A 21,613-nucleotide genomic window follows, 5' to 3' on the forward strand; every position below is an offset into this window, starting at 1 on the left:
AAACGCTGGGGAGTGGATATGAAATTCGAAAACGTCATTACCGTAGCCAGAGCTGCGAGGGCTGCCCACTGAAGGAACAATGTACGAAAGCCGAAGGAAATCGAGAAGTGGTCGTCAGTTTGGAACGATTGCGGTACCAGAGTCAGGCTCGGGAGATTCTACGGAGTGAAGAAGGTTATGCCTTGGCCGTCCGCCGAATGACAGAACCAGAAAGCGTGTTTGGACAACTGAAGAACAACCGGGGCTTCCGGAGGTTTCTGCTTCGCGGCATGGGAAAAGTGACGCTTGAAGTCGGGTGGCTTTCACTTGCTCATAATCTGCTGAAGCAAGCTGCCAATGACCAAAAACACAGATCAGCGATCCTCCAATAACGGGAGAATCGCTGCTTTGCTCACTTTTTGAGGTCTTAAGAATGAAGAAAGCTGTCTAAGTCATAGAAAATCCACTTATGGGACAGCCCCTTCGTTTTTATACGTGTAGCAGACTACAGGAATTAGACAAACAACGAGCGGGAATTGATGACAAGCAAGCTGAAGAGCACCAAAATCGCGCTGTGCTGGTCAAAGTGAATATGGAACTGCACCCATTCCTGATTCTCCCCTGGATCATGTCTGGTACCCGCTGCCGCGCTTGTAGGTGTGGCATTATCGGGATAATGAACAGCACATGCGCAGGGAGGTCCCTATCGCTATTCAGCCGACTAATGCTAGTCGTTCTGGGATTTTAGTATACGAAGCCCCTTGGGTAAATGGTTCTTCAACTGCCCGGAGCTGGCTTTGCCCCAACTAACAGGCAATCCATCCACAGTTACCAACGTCCATCCGTGCAGTTCAGGAGGAACAGGAAGACCTTCGATGCGCAGCCAGGCCTGAAGATCCAGACTGTCGGCTGCCAGATCGTAGCTGCGTGTCGCCTGTTGGGGCTGAAGAGCCATGGCCAGGGCATGTGCCGGTTCAATGCGGTTTTTTTTTTTTAGATGCGCAATGTGCAGTCCTGCACGCGGCACCTTCAGGCCATCCAAGAGACCTGTATGCAAGCTGGTGTTGAACGCTTCCGGGAGCAGATATAGCGATTCTCCGAAGAGCAGAGGTATACCCTGTCCGGTAAACCCCGGAAGCTCGTCAGCCGCCCAGTTCATAAACTGCTGATAGGCATCGCGGACGGAGGAAGGCAGCTTGGGTCCGGTTTTGCTTCGGCCACTACCGCGTTTATTGCGGATTGGCGCAGCTTCTCCGGAGGACGCCTTACGGAGCAAGGCGACGAAATGGCCTTCGCCTTTTTCCAGATGAGGCCAAAGACGTTTCGTTTCGATGAGTTCCATATCAGGTTAGCTGTCTAGAAACCGTGATATCGTATCCTCATTCTCCTTACGGTTGAAAGTGCAGGTGGAGTAAGCCAGACTGCCTCCCGGCTTCAGCATAATGTAGGCATCCTGCAGGATATCCCATTGTCTGGCCGCGCACATTTCTACATGCTCCGGGGACCATTCGCCGATCCCGTCAGGGGCTTCCGGCAATTCCGGCACCGACAGGGCTGAAGGGCAAAGTCTTTCAAGCCCGGAAGAAGCCAGCGCAACTTAAACACCGCGCCGGAGGGGTATAAGAGCGCCGGCGGGACCGCAGCTACAGGGAACCTGGAGCGAATGAACATCGGATCTTCCGGGTCGGAGGGTAATCCAGAAGCCATTATGGGCGAAATCCGTTCTGCTGCGGCTCAGCCGCCAGGCATTAGCATGTAACCTGCTCGGCGAATGGAAAAACGAGCTGGATGCAGCCGAAGCCGACTATGCCGGACAGGCAGGAGCGGCTGTGCAGCAGAAAAAGGGCGAGATCAGTAGCGTCCGGACCGTAAAAGAACGCGAAGCACAGAAAAAGCAGTCCGAAGCGGAGCGGGAAGCCACCCAGGCGTATAGCAAAGCCAAGAAGGATGCGGACTGGAAGCATGCAGAGGAAAAGGCAAAGGAAGAAAAGAAAGGCGGCTTCCTCGGCTGGGTGAAGGACAAGCTCGAAGCCGTGGTCGAGGTCGTCAAAAAGGCCGCCAACTTCATTTTTGAGGGTCTCGGCAAAGCAGTGAAGTTTATTTTTGAAAAAGCCAAACAAGCCGTGCTGGGCATTATTGAACTGGGCCACAAGCTGATCACCACCCTCATCAAGGGGCTGGGCACGCTGCTCAAAAGGCTGGTCTGCCAAAATATGCAGCAAAATTGACGGAGTCGTCAACAAGGCCGTTAAGGCGGTCAACCAGTTGGCGCAGAAGCTCAAAACCAAAGTCACATAGGTCATGGACTTCCTGGCCGCGAAGGTGGATCAGGCGCTGGCAGCGGTGCAGAACTTCTATACCCAGTTAATCTCAACCCTGGGCAACCTGCTCATTGCTACGTTTTTGGATGTACTGGCCCGGATTGGGGCGCTCGGCAAGGCGGCAAAGCGTTCGCTCAGCCACTTGGAAGGCAAGATGTGGGAGTATCTGCTGGGAGTAGACATCTCCAAGCCTATGGGGGCAGGAGCGGCGGAGCATACGCAGGACACCGGTCAGCCTCAAGCGGACGAGAAGCTCACCGCAGACGACATCGAAATGGAGTCGGTCGAAGCGGATGAGATGGATCCGGCACTGTTGCAGGAAGCGAACCTCAAGGACGGCGAGAGCAAGCAGCTGTCAGGCAGCCGGGAACCGGCCACTGCCGATGTGGTCAATAACGTTTTCTTTGAATAATCTACAAGATTAAGCTTTATGTGGGCCCATTTATATTGCTTTTACATAAAATCCCTTGAGGAGAATGTCAATTGTCCTTCAAGGGATTTTTTTATGCTTCATTCCTGTTATTTAGACTTTTTATGACAAAATGCATCATTACTTTATATATAAAATATGTTACTTATTTACTATTTACAGCAACCTCAATAAAAGTTATTGTATTAAAAGGAAATGAATGTAATTCCGTAATTTACAATTTATTTTCAGAAATCGTTAAAGGAGGGATGAAAGAACAATAACGCATACAAATGTATGTCTTCCTTGTCGGCTCAGACTCAGGTGTAAAAATTTAAAATTCGAGGAGAGAGAACTGTGAAAGCAATGAAAAAACTTTTTGCTGGATTGATGATGCTTACTCTGATTTTTGGTGTATCTTTTGCCGGATCGGCATTTGCCAGCGGTAATGAGGTCAAGCTTATTGACTCGGAAGTAGGCGTTATGTATAAGCCTGGATATGTCGGGTTCAGCGGCAATATTGAAGTTGCTAATCTGGGACCCGTGAAGAATGTGAGTGTCCATTACACGACAGATAACACAAATTGGTATGATACGACTGCATCTTATGCAGGGCCGGGGGATGTAAATCGTGAGAAATGGCATTTTGCTATTTCCAGAACGGATGCTTCAACAGATCATTTAGAGTTAAAGAATCTGAGCTTCATCAAATTTGCGATTAAATACGAAGTGAATAACCAGACCTATTGGGATAACAACGAGGGAGCGAACTATTACAATGAAGTGAATCATACAGTTCCCCTGAGATCTGTAATTTTGGGAGCACCAAACGTGCTTAACGCTAATAGTACTCTGAGTAATGGTGAATTTACCGGAAATATTTATGTGAAAAACCTGAATCCGACGAAAACAGTAAAAATACTGTACACAACGGACAATTGGGCAACGACTCGTGAGGGCTTTGCCACTTATTCTGGCTCCTTGAATAATTTCAATAGTGTTGAAAACTGGAGCTACAGTTTCAATGTTCCGGGTGCTACAAATATTAAATATTCGATTTCGTATACAACTGGCGGACAAACGTATTGGGATAATAACTATGGTCATAATTACGAGGTATACTAATTCATATTAATATACATTTAATAGCAGGATCTCAGGCGGCCTAATATTCCGCTCTGAGATCCTTTTCTATGTGGCGGCTTTTTTCATACGATTAGTAACTGCTTATGCGAAGTAAGGTACGGTGAATGGGTCAGCTGACTATTGCTCGTCGTTCTGGGATTTTAGTATACGCAGCCCCTTGGGTAGATGGTTCTTCAACTGCCCGGAGCTGGCTTTGCCCCAACTAACAGGCAATCCGTCCACGGTTACCAACGTCCATCCGTGCAGCTCAGGAGGAACAGGAAGACTTTCGCCGCGCAGCCAGGCCTGAAGATCCAGACTATCGGCTGCCAGATCGTAGCTGCGTGCTGCCTGTAGGGGCTGAAGAGCCATGGCCAGGGCATGTGCCGGTTCAATGCGGTTTTTTTTCAGATGCGCAATGTGCAGTCCTGCACGCGGCACCTTCAGGCCGTCCAAGAGACCTGTATGCAAGCTGGTATTGAACGCTTCCGGGAGCAGATACAGTGATTCTCCGAAGAGCAGAGGTACACCCTGCCCGGTAAACCCCGGCAGCTCGCCAGCCGCCCAGTTCATAAACTGCTGATAGGCATCGCGGACGGAGGAAGGCAGCTTGGGTCCGGTGTTGCTTCGGCCACTACCGCGTTTATTACGGATTGGCGCAGCTTCTTCGGAGGCTGCCTTACGGAGCAAGGCGACGAAATGGCCTTCGCCTTTTTCCAGATGAGGCCAAAGACGTTTCATTTCGATGAGTTCCATATCAGGATAGTGATCCAGAAACCGTGATATGGTATCCTCATTCTCCTTGTGGTTGAAGGTGCAGGTAGAGTAAGCCAGACTCCCCCCCGGCTTCAGCATAATGTAGGCATCCTGCAGGATATCCCATTGTCTGGCTGCGCACATCTCTACATGCTCCGGGGACCATTCGCCGATCGCGGCAGGATCTTTACGGAACATGCCTTCTCCTGAGCAGGGGGCATCCAGCATAATCCGGTCAAAAGCCTCCGGGAATCGGCGGGAGAGTTCTCCCGGGGTAGCGCTAGTTACAACAGCGTGGGGAATGCCGAGGCGTTCCACATTTTCTGCAAGTATTTTGGCCCGCTCCGGGTGAATCTCATTGGAGATGAGCAGGCCTTGTCCCTTCATGAGAGCAGCGATATGGGTGGTCTTTCCTCCTGGCGCAGCGGCTAGGTCAAGTACAATTTCACCGGGCCGAGGTGCCAGCAGCTCGGCTGCGGACATTGCGGAGGGCTCTTGAATATAATATAATCCGGCGGCATGATAAGCATGCCGGCCCGGCCGGGACGGCTCCTCGTAATAATATCCCGAAGCGCACCAGGGTACGGGGGTCAGGCCAAATTGGATCCGTGCGAGCTCCGCAGCTACGTGGCCTGTGCCTGAGGTGCTTTTTAGCGTGTTAAACCGCAGACCCTGGGTCCGCCGCGCAGTGTAGCTCTCCAGAAAAGCGTCCGCTTCCTGTCCCAGCATCTCTCTAATGCCGGCAGTAAAAGCAGCGGGCAGCCGTTCTTCATTCATACATCATTTCTCCTCTTGTTAAAAAATATAAGAATAGTTTCGGGTTCTTCTTAGTTGCTGTTTCAGGTGGATACCGATAAAATCAAGGTATGGGACCTTAAGCGTACCTGTAAATCTACATATATAACTATATCATAATTGCCGGGTCTCACCGTATACAGGGCAATTGTAAAGGGGATGTGCCTTATGAACTTGCTGCAAGCGCTATTCTTCCCTCCGGAGCAACCCGGTGGTGTATCTTCCATGATCCCTTATTTACAGGAACGGTTTCGTTCCAGCCGATGGGAAATGGATTTGTTCTGGCTGCCTAAGCGTATCCGGGGCAAAGGCCGCGAAGATATTAGTTTTGAAACTTTTGACTGGACTCTCTATGGCGAAAGCCCGGTTGTGCAAAAATATATTCAAACCTACAGGGATTATTTATGGTGGACCAAGCTGCGTATGACCAAAAAGTACGACCTGATTCATGCCCATCATCCGATTGCAGGGTTGGCAATGAAAAAGATTTATCCTGAGGTTCCGCTTATTCAAACTTTGCATTCCAGCTACGAACGCGAGCTGATCTTGAATGGAGCGATTATTGAAGGTGGCTTGGAGCATCAATTTCTCGTCTCGATTTACCGTGAGCTGGAGCATGTCAGCGAACGGTTGATGACTGTGTCACGCTCATTTGCTGACTACTTGGCTCCCTATATTGACCGGCCGGACGGCATCGGAGTCATTCCGAACGGTTTTGATGAGAAAAGATTCAAGCCGGTGCCGCATGACAACGACATTCCGCAGTTGGTGACCGTAACCCGTCTTGTACCGGCCAAAGGAATCGACACGTTATTCAAGGCTTGTGCTGAGCTGAAAAAACGCAATCATGAATATGTGCTGCATATTATCGGAGACGGCCCTTGCCGCGCAGAACTAGAGCTGCTGGCACAGAATCTCGGTATATATAATGAAACTATTTTTTACGGATATACCCTGCACCCCGAAGAATTCATGCCGTTTTTTGATATTTTTGTACTGCCGTCACGGGCAGAAGCATTCGGCTCGGTGTTTGCAGAGGCAGCACTTAGCTGTCTGGCACTGGTAGGTACCAATGTAGGCGGAATTCCGGAACAGATTGAAGACGGGGTAAACGGACTGCTGGTTGATCCCGATGATGAGCTGGCCCTGGCAGATGCGCTGGAAAAGGTGATCACCGATCCCGGCTATCGTTACGAGCTGTCGCGTTCGGCCTGGGATAAAGCCAAAAGCTTGTATTCCTTGACACGTGTAGCCAATGAGCTCAAAAAAACGTATCTGCAGTATCAGCCGGGATTGAAAGGGTGAGGTTATGATTCCTTTTCGTTTCCTGCATGCTGCAGACCTGCATCTGGACAGCCGTTTTGCCGGTCTGGCACAGCTTCCGCAGACGATCCGCTCCTACTTAAGGGAGTCCACCTTCGCCGCCCTCGGGCGGCTTGTTGGCGTAGCCGTTCAGAAAAAAGTTGATTTTGTGGTCATCAGCGGAGATGTCTACGATATCTCAGACGCTTCACTGCAGGGCCAGCTGCGCTTTCAGGAGGCGCTTCAGGAGCTGGGCAGACACGGTATCGCTGTATTCCTGATTCATGGCAATCATGATCCGCTCGATGGGCCGCGTCTCTCGTCGGAGCCTCCGGCTCATGTGACCGTATTTGGCAGCGGGGAACCGGGACAAGCGATAGCCTTAAGACGCAGTGACGGCCAAGAGGTGGCTGTAGTCAGTGGAATATCGTACCCTACGGCCAAAGTGACGGAGAATACGTCCCTGCAGTTTCAACGCCTGCCGGGAAGCGAGTTGTTCCACATCGCTCTTTTGCACGGAAATGTTGATGGAGATTTACAGCATGAGACCTATTCTCCCTGCAGCCGTAAAGATTTGATTGGCCGGGGTTACGATTATTGGGCACTGGGACATATACATAAACGCAGTATTCTGCATGAGCAGCCGCCGATCGTATATCCCGGAAATATCCAGGGACGCAGTGTCAAAGAGACTGGACCTAAAGGATGTTATGTCGTAGATGTGAATCAGGAGGGTCAGGCATCCCTCCAGTTTCACGAATTGGATGCTGTCCGCTGGCATGTCCGTGAGCTCTCCATTGAAGGACTGGCAGATGAAGCGCAGTGGGCTGAGGCCGTGGAAAAGATAGTTGAGGAGATCAGGGATGAGCTTCCGGAACGGATGTCAGTGGTGCGCTTCCGGCTGACAGGAAGAGGTGCTGTACACAGAGTGCTGGCGGAGAAAGGCGCTGCGGAGGATCTGCTTGCTGAGCTGCAGCGGCGGGAGGTTGTGCGTGCAGAACGCAATGAGTACGCTGGTCTGGTGTGGACGGAAGGGTTCGCGCTGGAAACAGGCCTTGCTATCGACCGGGAGCGTCTGGCTCAGGAGGACAGCTTCCTTGGCGAAATGCTGCGGCTGGCAAGGCAGAGCGAACAGTCCTCAAGCATGCTGGATGAACTGATGGACTGTGCGCTTAAGCCGCTAATGGAGAACCGGGAAATGCGCCGGATGCTCGCTTCTGCCTCTCGAGAAGAGAAGCTGGGCTGGCTGAGAAGTGCGGCGGAGCTCGGAATTACCCTTCTTGCCGGAATGGATGATCATGCAGAAGCTGGGATTCTCAGCGAAATCGAGATTCGGGAAGAAGGGGCTGGAGCGGAGAGCACTTATCAGGGAGATCGGGGGAATGCCGGATGAGGATTGAGGAGCTGCAGATTGGCGGTTACGGCCGTCTGCATAACCGGGAGTTGAAGCTGGATAGCGGTATAAGCTTGCTCTACGGGCGCAATGAAGCTGGTAAAAGTACTACCCTGCAGTTCATCCGTGCCATGCTCTTCGGCATTCCGGGGAGAGCCAATCTACTTGAACGTTATGAGCCTGCTCAAGGGGGACAGCATGGCGGAATACTGGCTGCACGTGACGGGGAAGGCTCACTTTGGAGGATCCGCCGGTATATGGCAGGTGGAGAGGTACAAGGCAGAAGTGAAAAGCTGCACATCACCGTCAGCCACCTGGACGGAACAACCGAAGAACGGAGCCAGGCAGAAATGGAGCGGCGACTTCTCGGGGGCATCTCCCGGAGCATGTTCCGTCAGCTGTTTGCTGTCTCACTAGATGAGCTGCAGGAGCTAGGTGCATTGCAATCTGAGGAAATGAGCAGCTATCTCTTCCATGCCGGGATGGGAGGCGGCGGAGAAATAATGCGGGCTGAGCGGCGCCTGCAGCAGGATGCCGATAAGCTGTACAAGCCGCGAGGCAAGGTGCAGGAGGCAGCCAAAATCCTGCAGTCGATTGAGAAGCTGGAGAGGGAAGCGGCTGAAAGCCGTTCCTATCTGTCGCGCTATAATCAGAACACAGCGGCGCTGGAAGCCGCGGAGCTGCAACTGGCGCAGCTGGAAGAGCACCGCCGGTCGGCAGCGGGCAGACTGACCCTGACACGCAAAGCCCAGGAGATTCGTGAGCTGTGGCTGAAGTGGAGCGAAGCCCGGCTCGAGCTTGCGGAGCTTCCGGTTATCCTTTCTTTTCCGGAGAATGGCGCTTCCCGCTGGCAGTCGCTGCAACTGGAATTGCGCGGTGCTGAAGCTACGGTATTCCGTCTTCAGCGGCAGTACAGCGAGCTTGCCGCAGAACTGACGAAGAATCTTCCAGATGCACTTCTTCAGTCGCAGGGTCCGCGTCTTGAAGCGCTGGACCGCCGGCGCAGCAGTTATGAGGACAAGAAAGCAGAAGCGGAACGTCTTGCAGCTGAAATGGAAGCACTGGAGGACCATCTGGAACGGGTTCTGCGCGGGATCGGTGCAGGCTGGGGCACAGCCGAACTGGCCGGATTCTCTGGAACGGCGGCGGATCGTGAGGCCGCACGGCGCTTCGCGGCGGGGTTCAGCGCGTATGACCGCCGCATGGAAGCCCGGGAAGCGGAGCGGCAGACGCTGCGCTCCCGCCTGGCCGCTGCCGCTGCTTCGCTGCAGGCGGCAGAACGGGCCCTGGCGCGCGAGCACGCCGCCGGTGCCGCCGATTTTGCGGGCCTTGCTGCGCGCAGCCCGCGTGAACTGCTGCAGCTCTGGGACGAGCTGCAGCTGGCTGCCGAGCGCTGGCGCGAAGCGCAGCTCGGCGGGGAGCCGCTGCGCGGCCGCGGCACCGCAGGCAGCGGCGCAGACGGGCGCCGGGCGCAGCGCTACCGGCGCTTTCTGCTGGCGGGCACAGCGCTTACGCTGCTGCTGCCGCCAGCGCTGTGGCTGACCGGCGCCCCGCCGGTCAGTGCCTGGGCCGCGCTCGGCCTGCTGGCCGCAGCGGACCTGGCCCTGTGGGCTGCCCTGCGCGCGGAGCGCAGGGCGGACGTTGCCCCGCCGGAGCATGGCGGCGGGGCGGGCAGTGCCGCTGCAGCCGAGATGCGGCGGCTGCGCGGGCTGTTGCTCTCCGGCGCGGAGCCGGAGAGCGGGCTTGGCCGGCCGGGACGGCGGCCGGCGGAAAGCGCCAGCCCTGATGCAAGCGGGCTGGAGGCTGGAATGAAGGAGCTTCGCAGACTCATGGAGGCCTGGAACACCTGGCGGCAGCGTATCGAACGGTTGGCTTCCGAACGGGAGGCCTGCCGGATAGAGGTGGATTCGCTGTCGGGTCAGGAGCGTGCACTTGCTGCCGAATTGGAACAGGCCGAGGCTGATTTCACCAAGCTGGCCGGACGTTATGAAGAGTGGCTGCAAGAACGCAAGCTGCCTGAAGTGCTGTCGCCCGAAGGACTGCCGGATATCTTTGCGATGGTGGATCAGGGCAATGAGCTGCTGCGTCAGGAGCACAAACTTTCAATGCGCTTCAGGACATTGGAATCGGAGTGCTCGGCCTTTGAGCAGGACGTGCTGGCGCTGATGACTGAGGCCGGAGCTATGCTGACGAAAGGGGCTGGAGTGGATTGGGCTGGCTCGAACCGGCCACATATGGCCCTTACGCCTGTATCGGCTGAATTTACGCATTCAGACATGGATAGTGCAGCTCGCGACATTCCTGCTCTTTCGCTATCACAACCGTTTGAAGCAGGCGGATTATCCCTCCTCAGCTGGCTGGAACTGAGAAAGCGGGATTGGGATCTGCTGCAGAAGGAAGTCCTTCGCCGGGAAGGGATGAATGCACGGCTGCTCGAGCTGCAGGAAGAGCTGGCGCTGAGCACCAGGGGCCTGGAGGATTTGTCACGGCGCTCCGGCGGGCTCCTGGGCGAGGGCGGTGCTTCGGACGCAGAGGATTTTCTGCGGCGGTCATCTGCTGTACAGCGGCGCATCGAGCTGACGAAATTGATCCGTCAATGGGAGCTGGCCATGTTCGGAGGCTGGGAGAATCGATCCAAGGCTGAGCTGTTGGCCCTCCTGGAGCATTACGATTCGTACACTCTGGAACAGGAAAGGAATGCTGCGGAAGAGGCTGCGGTACGCATTGAGGAAGATCGTAATGCCTTGCTTCAGCATCGCGGGAAGCTCCTGCAAGAGCGGGAATACTTGAAGGAGCGGGGGATGGAGGATTCAGTCCCCCAGCAGCTGGAAGAACAACGGGCGGCGCTGAGAGGAATAGCAGGCCAATATGCGGTGACTGCACTTACTGCCGAGTTGATGGGGAGAACGCGCCGTATCTATGAACAGGAAAAGCAGCCGCAGGTGCTGCGGCTGGCCTCTGAATATTTTGCCAAACTTACCGAAGGGGAGTACCATCGGGTAGTAATGACGCTCGGCAACAAAGAGCTAAAGGCGGAGCATAAGAACCTTGGACTGCTGGACAGCGGCTTGCTTAGCCGTGGTACGGCGGAGCAGCTGTATCTGGCCATCCGGCTTGCTCTTGCGGAGACGATGACACATCAGGCAAATCTTCCACTGCTGTTCGATGACTTGTTTGTTAATTTCGATGAACGCCGGCTGCATGCGGCGCTTAGCCTGCTTGGAGAACTGTCAGCAACCCGGCAGATCATCATGATGACCTGTCATAGACATGTGACTGAAGCGGCATCCCGGATCATTCCCGCCGCCTCGGTAATTTCGGTCTAGAGCACAGCAATGCGGATTTTACCGTCAGGCAAGCGAAAATATGCCTGTGAGGGTCTTGCGGTGGCGACGCTCGGAGCAATCAAAAGTAAAAATACCTTTGAATGAGCTCCACCCGCGGGCATCCCCAATCCGCATTACCTGCCGTATTGGGCGGCCCGTCCGGTTCATTGATCCAAAGGTTCAGCATTACAATATTACCGCTCATTCCCAATGTACCACCTGCCGTTATCCACAGGCAGCAGCTATTTCCGTGTAATCCGGATCACTGGTTTTACCGCAACAATCGTGATCCCTTTGACGTTAGTGGCAGGGGGATCACCTTTTTGTGGAGGCGGTGACATCGGAGCGCGGAGCAACATTACGACCCACACCAGCGAGACGGCGCCGAAGATGGGATAGAAAATAGAAAGCAGCGAGCTGAAACCAAACTGGCTGAACACATAGCAGATTAGCATGAGGATCGGGGTCACCAGGGCGGGGGCGATGGGCAGACGCTGCTCAAGCTGTGTACCGACGCCATAAATATCAGCCACAAAGGTACTGAAGATCTCCATGAATATTAGCATCAGATAGATCCCCTGCACCACTGGACCAAGGCGGACCGCGATGCTGCCCATCGGAATCTCGAACTGAAGAATGCCCGGCATCTGTGAGCTCATGGCAAAATGTGCAGCAAGTAGCATGAAGCCGATGCCTACCCCCCCGAGAATCCCGCCTCTCCGCAGTGCTCTCTCATCATTCGTATGCCGGGCCAGAGGTACCAGTACGGCTTGTGCCATGCCCAGATTAAAGGCAGTGTAGAGAAGCGGCGACATCCAGGCGCTAAAGGGGCTGTGATCCGTCGGTAGAAACAAGAACCGATCTGCACCAGGGACGTTCAGCGTATTAAAAATTATAATTAGCGACAGAGTAAGCATTAACGGCACAACCAGACTATTGATTTGCAGGATGCCTGAAATCCCGCGCTTCAGCAGCAGATAGGACCCGAGAATTGTCAGCAGGAGGCCTGCCTGATAGGGCATTCCGAGATGCTCCTGAAAAATAGCTCCTGCCCCGGCCAGCATAATGCTGTTGACACCGATCAGGATGATCATCGTGAACAGGCTGATGCTTTTGCCGACACGCTCACCGAAGAGATGGCGGTTGAAATCTTCATAAGAGTCTGCTCCGATGCGCTGGCCGATAATCATCATTTTGGTGCCGAGCCAGATGAACAAGGCCGTGGAGAGCAGGATGGTCAGCACGGCCCAGTGCCCATATCTTGTAAAGAACCGAAGGATCTCCTGGCCGGTGGCGAATCCGGCACCTACAATGGTGCCAATATAGGTGAAAGCGATTTGCAGAGTACGGACATGGGATTTCATGGCTCCCCTCCTTCATTGTACTGCAAAGATAAAAAATGGCTGTGCCAAAGGATAGCCTTGTGCAGTCCATATAGTACAGGTTATGATGATGAGCAGAAGGACATGACTTCCGCCTAATGCTTAAATAAGGTTATTACGGTGGACGTCTGGAATTATAAAGGGTAATGGAGGTTCAAAATCATGGAATTATTGAAACAACGGATTTTGCAGGAAGGGGTCGTCCTTTCCGATCAGGTGCTGAAGCTGGATGCGCTGCTCAACCACCAGGTTGATCCTATGCTGACGATGGAAATGGGACGGGAGTTTGCCGGGAGATTTGCTGATGCTGGAGTTACACGGGTGGTTACCGTGGAATCCTCGGGTATTGCCGTGGCATTTGCCACCGCTTACGAAATGAAGGTACCACTGGTGTTTGCCCGCCGCAAAAAAACACTGTTAGCTGATCCGGATGCGCTGTGCGAGAGAGTGCCTTCATTCACCAAAGGCATTGTTACAGACATCATGCTCTCCCGTCAATTTATCTCTGCGGATGACAAGGTGCTGTTCATTGACGATATTATCGCAAATGGCGACGCCGCACGCGGTCTCATCAAAATCATTCAGCGCTCCGGCGCAGAACTGGTCGGACTCGGTGTAGTTGTGGAGAAAAGCTTCCAGGCCGGAGCCAGAACCATTAGAGAACAGGGTATCCGTCTGGAGTCGCTTGTCCGGATTATGTCTCTTAGTGAAGGAACGATTGTCTTTGACGAATAAAGGATGACAATTAGAGGAACATAGCCTATTTTTTTAACAACTGCTTTTCACTCTATAAGTTTTCCTTTATAATAAAAATTAGACATGAGAGAGGAGGCGTCACAATGGGGAAAGAACCGGTGACAGAGCAATTTTTTATTGATAAACTAACCGAGGCCAAGGATCATTTCGAGCGTGCGCTGGATTGCAAACATACGGAATTCGACGACCTGTATCCCTATATGATTGAACATCCTCAGTTTTTCTGGTACAAACGTTACGTCGCTTGGTCTGAACTTTTGACGATCACAAGCTTGTGTGAAGAATTGTCCTTCAATTGGAGACAGAAATTCACTGATCATCAAGTGGAATATCTGGAACAACGTGTGATGTCCGCTAAAGTTCTTGACTTCTGGTTTGAGAAGAATGAAGCGCTGATATAGAACTTCATAAGATATAAGGTTAGAACTGCAAGTAACTAGACCCGAATGACTACTCATTGGGGTCTTTTTCACGGGTGGATAAGGCTAGCAATGTGTTGAAAGGAGACTTGAACTTCATGATTAGTGACGAACAGCTGGATGCCTACCGGATTTCCGGTGAGAAGATCCGTGTTGTACGCGATGCACTGGAGAGCAATGATGTAAAGGGTATTGTTCTTGCCTGGGACGAGTCTCAGGTGATGATACGCCGTCCCAATAAGCGGATAGTGAAGCTTGACCGCAACTATGTGTACCAGCCCTTTGCCGAACCCAGACAAGAGCCGGAGAATATATAAGACGCAGCAACAGCCCCGTCCGGTTATGGACGGGGCTGTTGCTATTGGCGGTGTAGATCTTAAATGGATAAAGCCATCTGCTCCACAGCTTCTTCCCGGGGGAGAACGGTTAGCTCGGGTGTCAGGCCGAGGTAAGCACGCATCCGCAGCATCATTTCATTACGGAATCCGGGCCAAGGGATATTCATCTCGCCGGTGTATCCCCGGCAGGAATATTGGGCCTCTACACCCCGTTGATCTTGACGGATGGTTGTGATCTTCAGATGATGCGAGGTAAGCTCACGAGTGACCTCCTGGAGCATCAGTGAGGTCTTCTTCGTTGCACCGGATACCAGCTCCATGTAGAGCTGTGGTGTCTTGAATAACCCGCTCTTGCCGATGACCCGGCAATCGCGTTCAAATACTTTATGAATGAACGTAAGCAGCAAATAGCTTCTGACAAGGGACTTTTCGTCTTTGGTTATATCTTCGGGGATTGTTGGTGTAGTTAGTGGATTTCTCTTGGTAGTCGCCATATAAATCACCTCATTTATAGTATGCGAACCTTTGTTCTCATTATACCCCGTATTCGCAAATAAAAGCAATATTTATACAGAAATTAATGTATTAAAAATAATTGCATAAAAATATTGACTCAGACATCTTCGAATGGTATGATCTATCTTGTGACTGCGAAATTAAGTCATTGAATATGCGGTCATGGCGGAATTGGCAGACGCGCTGGCTTCAGGTGCCAGTGATAGCAATATCGTGGAGGTTCGAGTCCTCTTGACCGCACTACGGTTTACACAAGCATCCCTTCTTTTGAAGGGATGCTTGTTTTTTATGCTCGAATGCTCTCACATTATTTAGGAATGCGGAGTCGAAGGCAAAACCAGCGGTTCATGGATGGCCCTCCAAGCTGCTGGCACCAGCTCCTGACCGGAACAGTAGATTGTCTGAAGATAGCGGCTTAACGGAGTGAGCGAATACTCAACAAGCACCTCTTTGATCTCGGAGGGCTTTGCCGGAATCGACGGCCTATTCTCTGTCATGAACTGTCCGATGGGCAGCAGCATCTCACAGCTCTTGCGGTAGGACATCCGGTGCGGGTATCGGGGAGAGCTCCCGGAGTCATATTTGGACAACCGGATATGATCGAAGTGATCCGTTAAGAGCTTAAGGGCATCAAATTTCAGAATGGCAAAGGTCTCTCCTGGTTCTCTGCGAGAGTACATAGCTGCCATGGACATACAGTCGCGTTCAGTTGGCCACAGGAAGACATGGCTGTCCAGACAGGCGCGGAACTGTTCAGCCGTTGTTCCTGCTTCCATAGCCTCGGGGGTGATTCGAAGATGGGAGTTCAGCACTGCATGCTGGCCGTTATAGACTGCCTTCCGGGCTTCATTCCGGCGTATGCCGTTGGCATATTCGGGGTACAGCAAGGCCGATGCGAAGATCCCATCCAAGGCAGCCATACCCTGCAGGTTGCTTGCTCTGGTAAAATGATACAGGGAGGCTCTCAGCGGACTTTTGGTAATGGCAGCAATGATACAATGGTTCATAGTTGTTTTTACCCTTTTCGGTTGATTGAACTTCTGATACTTTTAGAACAGCAGTATAACAGGCTGGAAGGATGATAAGCAAATGAAGATTGAAGCGTTAAGTGAGCATAGGAGAGACGAGTTTTTGGATTTTTGCCGGAAGCACCGGCCGGATATTGACGATTCCTTTTTATATGAAGAGCAGCTTGCTGAGTTTGAACTGTCGGAAGAGAATCCCACCTATGTGGCGATAAATGAGCAGGGTGCACTGGTTGCGGCCGCTTCGCTGATTTTGAATGACTATAACCGCAGAGGACGAAAAGGCCGTTTTCGGATTTTTCAGGCGGATACCGCTGAACCTGACATTTACCGGGAGCTGCTGCAAGCCATACTACGGCATACGGCAGGTTTGGATAAGCTGGATATATTTGTACCAACGGTGAATGCAAGAGAGACGCACAATATGCTTGCTGCCGGCTTTGCTGTGGAGCGCTATTCCTATTTGCTTGTCCGTAATGAAGCATTTGTTCCTGACCTCAGCTTGCCCACCGGATACGAAATTAAGCCTTTTCGGCCTGGAACCGATGAGCCTGACTGGTGCGGGGTGAGAAATGCCGGCTTTGCCAAACTGAAAGGGAGCGAAACACCGGCCACTCCGGAAATGGTGACGAATATGATTTCCCGCAAGGACTACATTGAAGGCGGTCTCATGATTCTTCGCCATAATGGTCAAGCGGTCGGCGTTGTCCGTGGAGCAGACGATGAATATGAAGGATCTCCGATCATGAACATTGGACCACTGGCTATACTTCCGGAGTATCAAGGTAAAGGGCTGGGGAGAATTCTGCTGAGAGCGGCATTGCGGTTCGCCAAGGAACAGGCCTATACGCAAACAGTGCTGTGTGTAAACGCGGAAAATGAACGTGCCAAGGCCCTGTATATTGGAGAGGGCTTCAAGCAGGTGGAGGCTGCGGCTTGCTTCGCCTACGATTTGACAGCTAAATAGCAGAAAAGATGAAGCGCCTGGGAAACCGGGCGTTTTCTTTTTTCTTTTCCTTTTTTATAAGCTGAACCTATAAAATTCTTCGTTTCAACATTTACCTTTGAGGAAGGAGAACCACTTTGTGTGTAGAAGACGACAGGATAACTAACGGGTTCAGAAAGGAACATGCCCATGAAAACACTAATCATAGTGGATGATGAGCCGGCGGTGCTGAACGGACTGCGGAACTATGTGAACTGGACAGAGCAGGGGATCGAGTTGATTGGAACAGCGGATGATGGGGATACGGGACTCGAGCTGATCAAGGAGCTGAAGCCGGATATCGTGCTGACGGATGTGCAGATGCCAGCGATGGACGGAATCCGGATGGCGGCGGAAGTGCGTGAGGTGCTGCCTTTTGCCAAAATTGTGTTCATCAGCGGGCATAACGATGCCGATTATTTGCGGTCTGCTCTTCAGATCCATGCGGTAGATTACCTTCTGAAGCCTATCCGCCGCAAAGAGCTGGTCTCTGTCCTGAGCAAGGTTACAGAGTCGCTTGATGCGGAGGACCGGGAACGAAGCCGGGTGAAGGAGATGCAGGTGAAGCTGGCCCAGAGCCTGCCGCTGCTGCGCGAGAGGTTTCTCCTGTCCGTCATCAGTGACAGCATCCATCCGGCACATATCCGGGAGAAGCTGGAGTTCCTGGATTTGCCGCTATTATCTGCAAGCGATTACATGGTTGTGGTTATTATGATTGATGATGTGCCACAGGTGCTGGATAGCCGGAGTGAACAGGACAAGCAGCTGCTGTCTTATACTGTGCTGAATATTATACAGGAGTTAATCGACAAGCAGATGCGGGGCGTTACCTTTGAGAAGCAGCCTGGAGAATATGTGGGTATTCTGCTGACCCCGCAGCTGGAGGATGGAGCTACAGAAGAAGCTGAGGAGGTTCAATCTCCAGAGCAGGAGCTGCTGTTACTGGCGGAATCCATCCGCGGCAATCTGCGGCAATGGCTGAAGCTCAGTGTAACCATCGGAGTAGGTGAAGGGGTGAACAGTCTGTCGGAGCTGCCGTCGTCCTATAAGCAGGCGAGAGGTGCAGCTGACCAGAAATGGTATCTGGGCAAAAATCGTATCCTGACAATGGATAAGCTGGAGTCTGGAGATTATCTGCAGTACCGGTACGAAGCAGAGTGGGGTGAACGGGTGCTCTCGGCATTGAGATCCGGGGACTGGGAGCGAACGTTGAACGAGCTGGAGCAGATTTTTGCAAGGCTGGAGCAGAACCGGCGGCATGGCTCACGTTATGCACAGAACGTAAGTCTGCACCTGATCTTACAGTCCGGGCAGGTCATGCTTGAACTGAACGGTATGACAGAAGAGTGGGAGCAGAAGGAAATGGAAGCCTGGAAACAGGTCATGCGCCAGGAAACGATGCGGGATTTGCTGCATTATACCGCTGAATATCTGCAGGAGGTATGTGAGTACTCTCTTTTGAAACGCAGTGGAAAGTCCAGTGAGGTTATTGAACGGGTACGCCTGCTGATCGGGCAGAGATATGCGGAGAATTTGAGCGCATCCGACATCGCCGAAGGTGTATATCTCAGCCCTACCTACGTCCGGCTGTTGTTCAAGCAGGAAACCGGAGAAACCCTATTTGAATATCTGACCAAGGTGCGCATTGAGCAGGCCAAACACATGCTCAGAAATCCGCAGAATAAATTATATGAGGTCTGTTATGCGGTGGGCTATACCGATCCCAGCCACTTCAGCAAGCTGTTCAAGAAAATAACCGGAAGTACACCAAGCGCATTCAGAGAGCTGCATAAATGAGTAAGGCGTCTGAAGTCTTACGGGTACGATCCAGGAAGACCGGGAGGGCTGTACGATGAAAAAAGCCTGGGCCTATCTGACCGGTTTGGGTCAGGGGATACTTGCTGCAAGAAAATGGCTGTTTGCCTATGTACTGCTCATCCTGCTGCCGGTTTCAATTATGCTGGGCTCCTTTTATCAGCGTTCCAATGACATTCTGGAGAAGGAAGTAACCCGCACGATGCAGCTCACTCTGAAGCAGGCGGGCATGAATCTGTCCTATAAGCTGAACCATATCCGCGACAGCAGCAATTCCGTCTTCATGAACCAGATTCTGTACGACAATTTGCTGCAAAAAGACAACATTACCGACCAGCTGGGGCAGATCAAGGAGCTGCGGAACTTGGCCGAAACCGCCCAGGAGAATCAGGATATCTTCCGTCTGCGTTTTTTTGCCGATGCTTCCCGGATATATGGCGGTGACCGGATTAATCTGTATCCCTTAACGGATATGGATCAATACCCCTGGTATGAAGCTGTAAAGGAAGCTGGCGGTGGGATCGTCTGGACGGGGGTTTATCCTGAAATTTATAACGATTATGGAGAAAAAAATATTTTCTCTGCCGCCCGTCTGCTGCGTAACCCGCAGGACTACGAGGAAATTGTTGGCATTCTGGTGATGGATATATCCGAAACTATGGTTCAGGAGATTGTGTCAGAGCTTCATTTCTCGGACAAATATGCACCGTTCCTCCTTGACGGAGGAGGGAAGCTGATCTATGGAACAGATGGACCGGATCAAGGTGCGGTTCCTAATACAAAGGCAGAGGCAGGTTCGGGACAGACTGTGAACCACCTTCCTGAAGAACTGCTTAACGAGATCAGCCATACGGAAGAAGGCATTGTAAAAAGAATCATTGGCCGTGATCACGTGAATGTAGTATACACCACTATTGGGACAACAGGCTGGAAGCTGGTGGCACAGGTATCTGAATCGGAGATCTCGCACCGCGCCACGGCGCAGGGCCAGTTCACCAGTATTGCTACCCTGGCAGGAATTACGGTAATGTTTCTTGTTCTGGTATTTGTGCTCCTAATGTTCATGATCCAAGGCATGCAGCGCCGGGTGCAGATGATCCTTCGGATGATCCGCAAAGAAGGCATCGGGTGGCTGGAGGATCGCCGGTCGATGCCGGACGGGGATTTCCGGCTGCTGGAACGCAGTGTTGACCACCTGATTCATAAGGTCAATACCCTGATGGAAGAGTCTTATCAGGCGAAGATACAGGAACGGGAAGCCCAGCTGAGGACGCTGCAGGCACAGATCAATCCGCATTTTCTCTATAATGCCCTGGATATGATCAACTGGTCGGCCATCTCCCATGATGCGGAGGACACCAGTGAAATGATCGAGGCGCTGGCACAATATTTCCGGTTAAGTCTGAACAAGGGCCGCGATAATGTCAGCATTGCCGATGAATTAGAGCTGGCGCGGGTATTCCTGGAGATTCAGCAGAACCGTTTTCCGTCTACATTCACGTTCTCCATTCAGGCGGAGCCTGGGCTCTCGGCATATATCATTCCCAAGCTGACATTGCAGCCGCTGGTAGAGAATGCGTTGCTGCATGGTATCCGCAAGACGAAAAACAAGCAGGGAACGATTGAGATCTCGGCGCGTCTGGAGAATGGTGATGTTGTGCTGACAGTTGCGGATGATGGAATCGGTATGGAACCGGAGCAGGCTAACCGGCTGCTGCTCGAACCTGCCGCCGGGCAGCATGCGGATGGATTGGACGGTTCGTTCGGATTATACAATGTAAATGAAAGAATCCGTTATTTTGCCGGGAACCGTTACGGTCTGTCCATTGATACGCAGCCCGGAAAGGGCACTGCCGTAAGAGTTACCGTGAAAGCGACCCTGGCGGAATAACCCATCCGCATTTACAGTCGCCAGAGACCAGAAATAATCAGATTACCCTCTACTAGCCGTGCCACGTTCCTCAGTATAATCAACTCACAAACATACGGAGGTGATTGAAGTTGGGCGCAGGTGCCACGGAGTTGAACCCGAAGAGCAGAGCAGCCGCAGCCAGAAGCAGGGCTGCCGGCAAGTGGAGACTAGCCTGGAGGAACAGGGACTATTATATGCTGCTGATCCCCGGACTTTTGTTTCTGCTGCTCTTCAAATATACGCCTTTGTATGGCGTGCTGATCGCCTTTCAGGACTTTAATATTTTTGACGGCATCAGAGGTAGTGAATGGGTGGGGCTGGAGCAGTTCCACAAGCTGGTCCAGTCCGAGGAGTTCGGACAGGTATTCATGAACACGCTGCTGATCAGCGTATATAAGATCGTGCTGCTGTTCCCCGTTCCGATTATCATAGCGCTGGTGCTGAACGAGGTCCGGCTGATGTTTTTCAAACGAACCATTCAGACGATTATCTATCTTCCACACTTTCTGTCTTGGGTCATTATATCCGGATTGTTCGTAACGATACTCTCTACTTCCGGGGGGCTCGTCAACAATATTATTCAGTGGTTCGGCGGAGAGCCGGTCAGTTTTTTTGTCAGTAACCAGTATTTCCGCAGTCTGGTGGTCTTCACTGCCGGGTGGAAGGAGGTAGGCTGGAATGCCATCGTCTTCATTGCTGCTATCGCCGGGATTGATCAGGAACAATATGAAGCCGCTTCCATCGACGGGGCGGGCCGCATCCGCAGAATGCTGCATATCTCGCTCCCGGGGATTCTGCCTACTGTAGTGCTGATGTTCATTCTCCGCCTGGGCTCCGTGCTGGATGCCGGGACCGAACAGATTCTCACGATGTACAATCCGGTGGTCTACGAGACGGCTGATGTCATCGGAACTTTTGTATACCGGATCGGTCTTGGCAAAATGGACTACAGCTTCAGTACGGCAGTCGGATTATTCAACTCAGTCGTAGGTTTTATTCTCATTGTCTCCGGCAATTATCTCAGCCGCAAGCTGCTGAAGCGCGGGATCTGGTGAGGAG

At 52.3% G+C, this 21,613-nt stretch carries 21 protein-coding genes and 1 tRNA gene; 15 read left to right on the forward strand and 7 right to left on the reverse strand.

The genetic code is table 11. From position 1 onward, the window contains the following. On the forward strand, positions 1-371 hold a 371-nt coding region (locus A3848_RS11525; protein ID WP_178381978.1), incomplete at its 5' end, for a transposase. Positions 372-706: 335 nt separating this feature from the next. Here A3848_RS11525 and A3848_RS11530 read toward each other — a convergent pair. Beyond that, positions 707-1,321 carry an RsmF rRNA methyltransferase first C-terminal domain-containing protein gene (locus A3848_RS11530; protein WP_074085090.1) on the reverse strand — a complete coding sequence of 205 codons (615 nt, stop codon included), beginning with the start codon at positions 1,319-1,321 and terminating at the stop codon, positions 707-709. Between the two features lie 6 nt (positions 1,322-1,327). Then, a complete protein-coding gene (locus tag A3848_RS32890; RefSeq protein ID WP_256702310.1) occupies positions 1,328-1,525 on the reverse strand; it encodes a hypothetical protein in 198 nt (65 codons plus the stop codon). A 283-nt stretch (positions 1,526-1,808) separates the two neighbouring features. On the opposite strand from A3848_RS32890, the gene A3848_RS32895 reads away from it, so the two are divergent. From A3848_RS32895 to A3848_RS11555, 3 genes are all read left to right on the forward strand, one after another. Then, the gene (locus tag A3848_RS32895; protein ID WP_074085091.1) at positions 1,809-2,207 is read left to right on the forward strand and encodes a hypothetical protein; all 399 of its coding nucleotides are present in this window, start codon (positions 1,809-1,811) and stop codon (positions 2,205-2,207) included. Positions 2,208-2,280: 73 nt separating this feature from the next. Next, a complete protein-coding gene (locus A3848_RS32900; protein WP_074085092.1) occupies positions 2,281-2,712 on the forward strand; it encodes a hypothetical protein in 432 nt (143 codons plus the stop codon). Between the two features lie 363 nt (positions 2,713-3,075). After that, on the forward strand, positions 3,076-3,834 hold the full coding sequence (locus tag A3848_RS11555; protein ID WP_256702333.1) for a carbohydrate-binding protein: 759 nt from the start codon (positions 3,076-3,078) through the stop codon (positions 3,832-3,834). Between the two features lie 138 nt (positions 3,835-3,972). On the opposite strand, the gene A3848_RS11560 is transcribed toward A3848_RS11555, so the two are convergent. Next, positions 3,973-5,367 carry an RsmB/NOP family class I SAM-dependent RNA methyltransferase gene (locus tag A3848_RS11560; RefSeq protein ID WP_074085095.1) on the reverse strand — a complete coding sequence of 465 codons (1,395 nt, stop codon included), beginning with the start codon at positions 5,365-5,367 and terminating at the stop codon, positions 3,973-3,975. A 186-nt stretch (positions 5,368-5,553) separates the two neighbouring features. Here A3848_RS11560 and A3848_RS11565 point away from each other — a divergent pair, with 186 nt between their 5' ends. From A3848_RS11565 to A3848_RS11575, 3 genes are read left to right on the forward strand one after another with little or no spacing between them, the layout of a single operon-like run. Then, positions 5,554-6,690, forward strand: a complete 1,137-nt coding sequence (locus A3848_RS11565) for a glycosyltransferase family 4 protein (protein ID WP_074085096.1) — start codon at positions 5,554-5,556, stop codon at positions 6,688-6,690. Between the two features lie 4 nt (positions 6,691-6,694). After that, the gene (locus A3848_RS11570; protein WP_074085097.1) at positions 6,695-8,080 is read left to right on the forward strand and encodes a metallophosphoesterase family protein; all 1,386 of its coding nucleotides are present in this window, start codon (positions 6,695-6,697) and stop codon (positions 8,078-8,080) included. Further along, positions 8,077-11,406 (forward strand): AAA family ATPase, encoded by a 3,330-nt coding sequence (locus A3848_RS11575; RefSeq protein WP_074085098.1) that lies wholly within the window; start codon positions 8,077-8,079, stop codon positions 11,404-11,406. The genes A3848_RS11570 and A3848_RS11575 overlap by 4 nt, the downstream gene beginning before the upstream one ends. A 79-nt stretch (positions 11,407-11,485) precedes the next feature. Here A3848_RS11575 and A3848_RS32905 read toward each other — a convergent pair whose 3' ends face one another. Together A3848_RS32905 and A3848_RS11580 are read right to left on the reverse strand one after the other, a co-directional pair. Beyond that, positions 11,486-11,611 carry a hypothetical protein gene (locus tag A3848_RS32905; RefSeq protein WP_256702312.1) on the reverse strand — a complete coding sequence of 42 codons (126 nt, stop codon included), beginning with the start codon at positions 11,609-11,611 and terminating at the stop codon, positions 11,486-11,488. A gap of 37 nt (positions 11,612-11,648) precedes the next feature. Further along, positions 11,649-12,770 carry a YkvI family membrane protein gene (locus A3848_RS11580; protein ID WP_074085099.1) on the reverse strand — a complete coding sequence of 374 codons (1,122 nt, stop codon included), beginning with the start codon at positions 12,768-12,770 and terminating at the stop codon, positions 11,649-11,651. Positions 12,771-12,950: 180 nt separating this feature from the next. On the opposite strand from A3848_RS11580, the gene A3848_RS11585 reads away from it, so the two are divergent. The 3 genes from A3848_RS11585 (at position 12,951) to A3848_RS11595 (ending at position 14,280) form a co-directional block, all read left to right on the forward strand. Next, a complete protein-coding gene (locus A3848_RS11585) occupies positions 12,951-13,523 on the forward strand; it encodes a xanthine phosphoribosyltransferase (protein WP_074085100.1) in 573 nt (190 codons plus the stop codon). Between the two features lie 104 nt (positions 13,524-13,627). Continuing rightward, positions 13,628-13,945, forward strand: coding sequence for a hypothetical protein (locus tag A3848_RS11590; protein WP_039309077.1), 318 nt, complete (start codon positions 13,628-13,630; stop codon positions 13,943-13,945). 116 nt (positions 13,946-14,061) lie between these two features. Beyond that, positions 14,062-14,280, forward strand: a complete 219-nt coding sequence (locus A3848_RS11595) for a hypothetical protein (RefSeq protein WP_074085101.1) — start codon at positions 14,062-14,064, stop codon at positions 14,278-14,280. Positions 14,281-14,339: 59 nt separating this feature from the next. Here A3848_RS11595 and A3848_RS11600 read toward each other — a convergent pair whose 3' ends face one another. Continuing rightward, positions 14,340-14,795, reverse strand: a complete 456-nt coding sequence (locus A3848_RS11600; RefSeq protein ID WP_074085102.1) for a YhjD family protein — start codon at positions 14,793-14,795, stop codon at positions 14,340-14,342. A 178-nt stretch (positions 14,796-14,973) separates the two neighbouring features. Between A3848_RS11600 and A3848_RS11605 the strand changes: the two genes are divergently transcribed. Beyond that, positions 14,974-15,057, forward strand: a tRNA-Leu gene (locus A3848_RS11605). A 71-nt stretch (positions 15,058-15,128) separates the two neighbouring features. Here the strand turns inward: A3848_RS11605 and A3848_RS11610 are convergent. Continuing rightward, entirely contained in the window at positions 15,129-15,824 is a 696-nt protein-coding gene (locus A3848_RS11610) for a DUF7002 family protein (RefSeq protein WP_074085103.1), read from the reverse strand. Positions 15,825-15,906: 82 nt separating this feature from the next. On the opposite strand from A3848_RS11610, the gene A3848_RS11615 reads away from it, so the two are divergent. From A3848_RS11615 to A3848_RS11630, 4 genes are all read left to right on the forward strand, one after another. Further along, positions 15,907-16,809, forward strand: coding sequence for a GNAT family N-acetyltransferase (locus tag A3848_RS11615; protein ID WP_083612083.1), 903 nt, complete (start codon positions 15,907-15,909; stop codon positions 16,807-16,809). Positions 16,810-16,977: 168 nt separating this feature from the next. Beyond that, positions 16,978-18,624 (forward strand): response regulator transcription factor, encoded by a 1,647-nt coding sequence (locus A3848_RS11620; RefSeq protein ID WP_074085105.1) that lies wholly within the window; start codon positions 16,978-16,980, stop codon positions 18,622-18,624. 55 nt (positions 18,625-18,679) lie between these two features. Next, positions 18,680-20,533 (forward strand): cache domain-containing sensor histidine kinase, encoded by a 1,854-nt coding sequence (locus A3848_RS11625; protein ID WP_074085106.1) that lies wholly within the window; start codon positions 18,680-18,682, stop codon positions 20,531-20,533. 215 nt (positions 20,534-20,748) lie between these two features. Beyond that, on the forward strand, positions 20,749-21,609 hold the full coding sequence (locus tag A3848_RS11630) for an ABC transporter permease (RefSeq protein WP_083607059.1): 861 nt from the start codon (positions 20,749-20,751) through the stop codon (positions 21,607-21,609). The last annotated feature ends 4 nt before the right edge of the window (positions 21,610-21,613 follow it).

This window comes from Paenibacillus sp. P32E (assembly GCF_001909085.1).
GTDB classification, from domain to species: Bacteria; Bacillota; Bacilli; order Paenibacillales; family Paenibacillaceae; genus Paenibacillus_AQ; species Paenibacillus_AQ helianthi.

What these genes read in the sequence shown, in the direction of transcription:
- A3848_RS11570 (WP_074085097.1), top strand. Translation starts at nt 6,695, where the DNA reads ATGATTCCTTTTCGTTTCCTGCATGCTGCAGACCTGCATCTGGACAGC.
- A3848_RS11620 (WP_074085105.1), top strand. Translation starts at nt 16,978, where the DNA reads ATGAAAACACTAATCATAGTGGATGATGAGCCGGCGGTGCTGAACGGA.
- A3848_RS11585 (WP_074085100.1), top strand. Translation starts at nt 12,951, where the DNA reads ATGGAATTATTGAAACAACGGATTTTGCAGGAAGGGGTCGTCCTTTCC.
- A3848_RS11615 (WP_083612083.1), top strand. Translation starts at nt 15,907, where the DNA reads ATGAAGATTGAAGCGTTAAGTGAGCATAGGAGAGACGAGTTTTTGGAT.
- A3848_RS11610 (WP_074085103.1), bottom strand. Translation starts at nt 15,824, where the DNA reads ATGAACCATTGTATCATTGCTGCCATTACCAAAAGTCCGCTGAGAGCC.
- A3848_RS32900 (WP_074085092.1), top strand. Translation starts at nt 2,281, where the DNA reads ATGGACTTCCTGGCCGCGAAGGTGGATCAGGCGCTGGCAGCGGTGCAG.
- A3848_RS11555 (WP_256702333.1), top strand. Translation starts at nt 3,076, where the DNA reads ATGAAAAAACTTTTTGCTGGATTGATGATGCTTACTCTGATTTTTGGT.
- A3848_RS11625 (WP_074085106.1), top strand. Translation starts at nt 18,680, where the DNA reads ATGAAAAAAGCCTGGGCCTATCTGACCGGTTTGGGTCAGGGGATACTT.
- A3848_RS11590 (WP_039309077.1), top strand. Translation starts at nt 13,628, where the DNA reads ATGGGGAAAGAACCGGTGACAGAGCAATTTTTTATTGATAAACTAACC.
- A3848_RS11530 (WP_074085090.1), bottom strand. Translation starts at nt 1,321, where the DNA reads ATGGAACTCATCGAAACGAAACGTCTTTGGCCTCATCTGGAAAAAGGC.
- A3848_RS11630 (WP_083607059.1), top strand. Translation starts at nt 20,749, where the DNA reads ATGCTGCTGATCCCCGGACTTTTGTTTCTGCTGCTCTTCAAATATACG.
- A3848_RS11600 (WP_074085102.1), bottom strand. Translation starts at nt 14,795, where the DNA reads ATGGCGACTACCAAGAGAAATCCACTAACTACACCAACAATCCCCGAA.
- A3848_RS11575 (WP_074085098.1), top strand. Translation starts at nt 8,077, where the DNA reads ATGAGGATTGAGGAGCTGCAGATTGGCGGTTACGGCCGTCTGCATAAC.
- A3848_RS11580 (WP_074085099.1), bottom strand. Translation starts at nt 12,770, where the DNA reads ATGAAATCCCATGTCCGTACTCTGCAAATCGCTTTCACCTATATTGGC.
- A3848_RS11595 (WP_074085101.1), top strand. Translation starts at nt 14,062, where the DNA reads ATGATTAGTGACGAACAGCTGGATGCCTACCGGATTTCCGGTGAGAAG.
- A3848_RS11560 (WP_074085095.1), bottom strand. Translation starts at nt 5,367, where the DNA reads ATGAATGAAGAACGGCTGCCCGCTGCTTTTACTGCCGGCATTAGAGAG.
- A3848_RS11565 (WP_074085096.1), top strand. Translation starts at nt 5,554, where the DNA reads ATGAACTTGCTGCAAGCGCTATTCTTCCCTCCGGAGCAACCCGGTGGT.
- A3848_RS32905 (WP_256702312.1), bottom strand. Translation starts at nt 11,611, where the DNA reads ATGAGCGGTAATATTGTAATGCTGAACCTTTGGATCAATGAACCGGAC.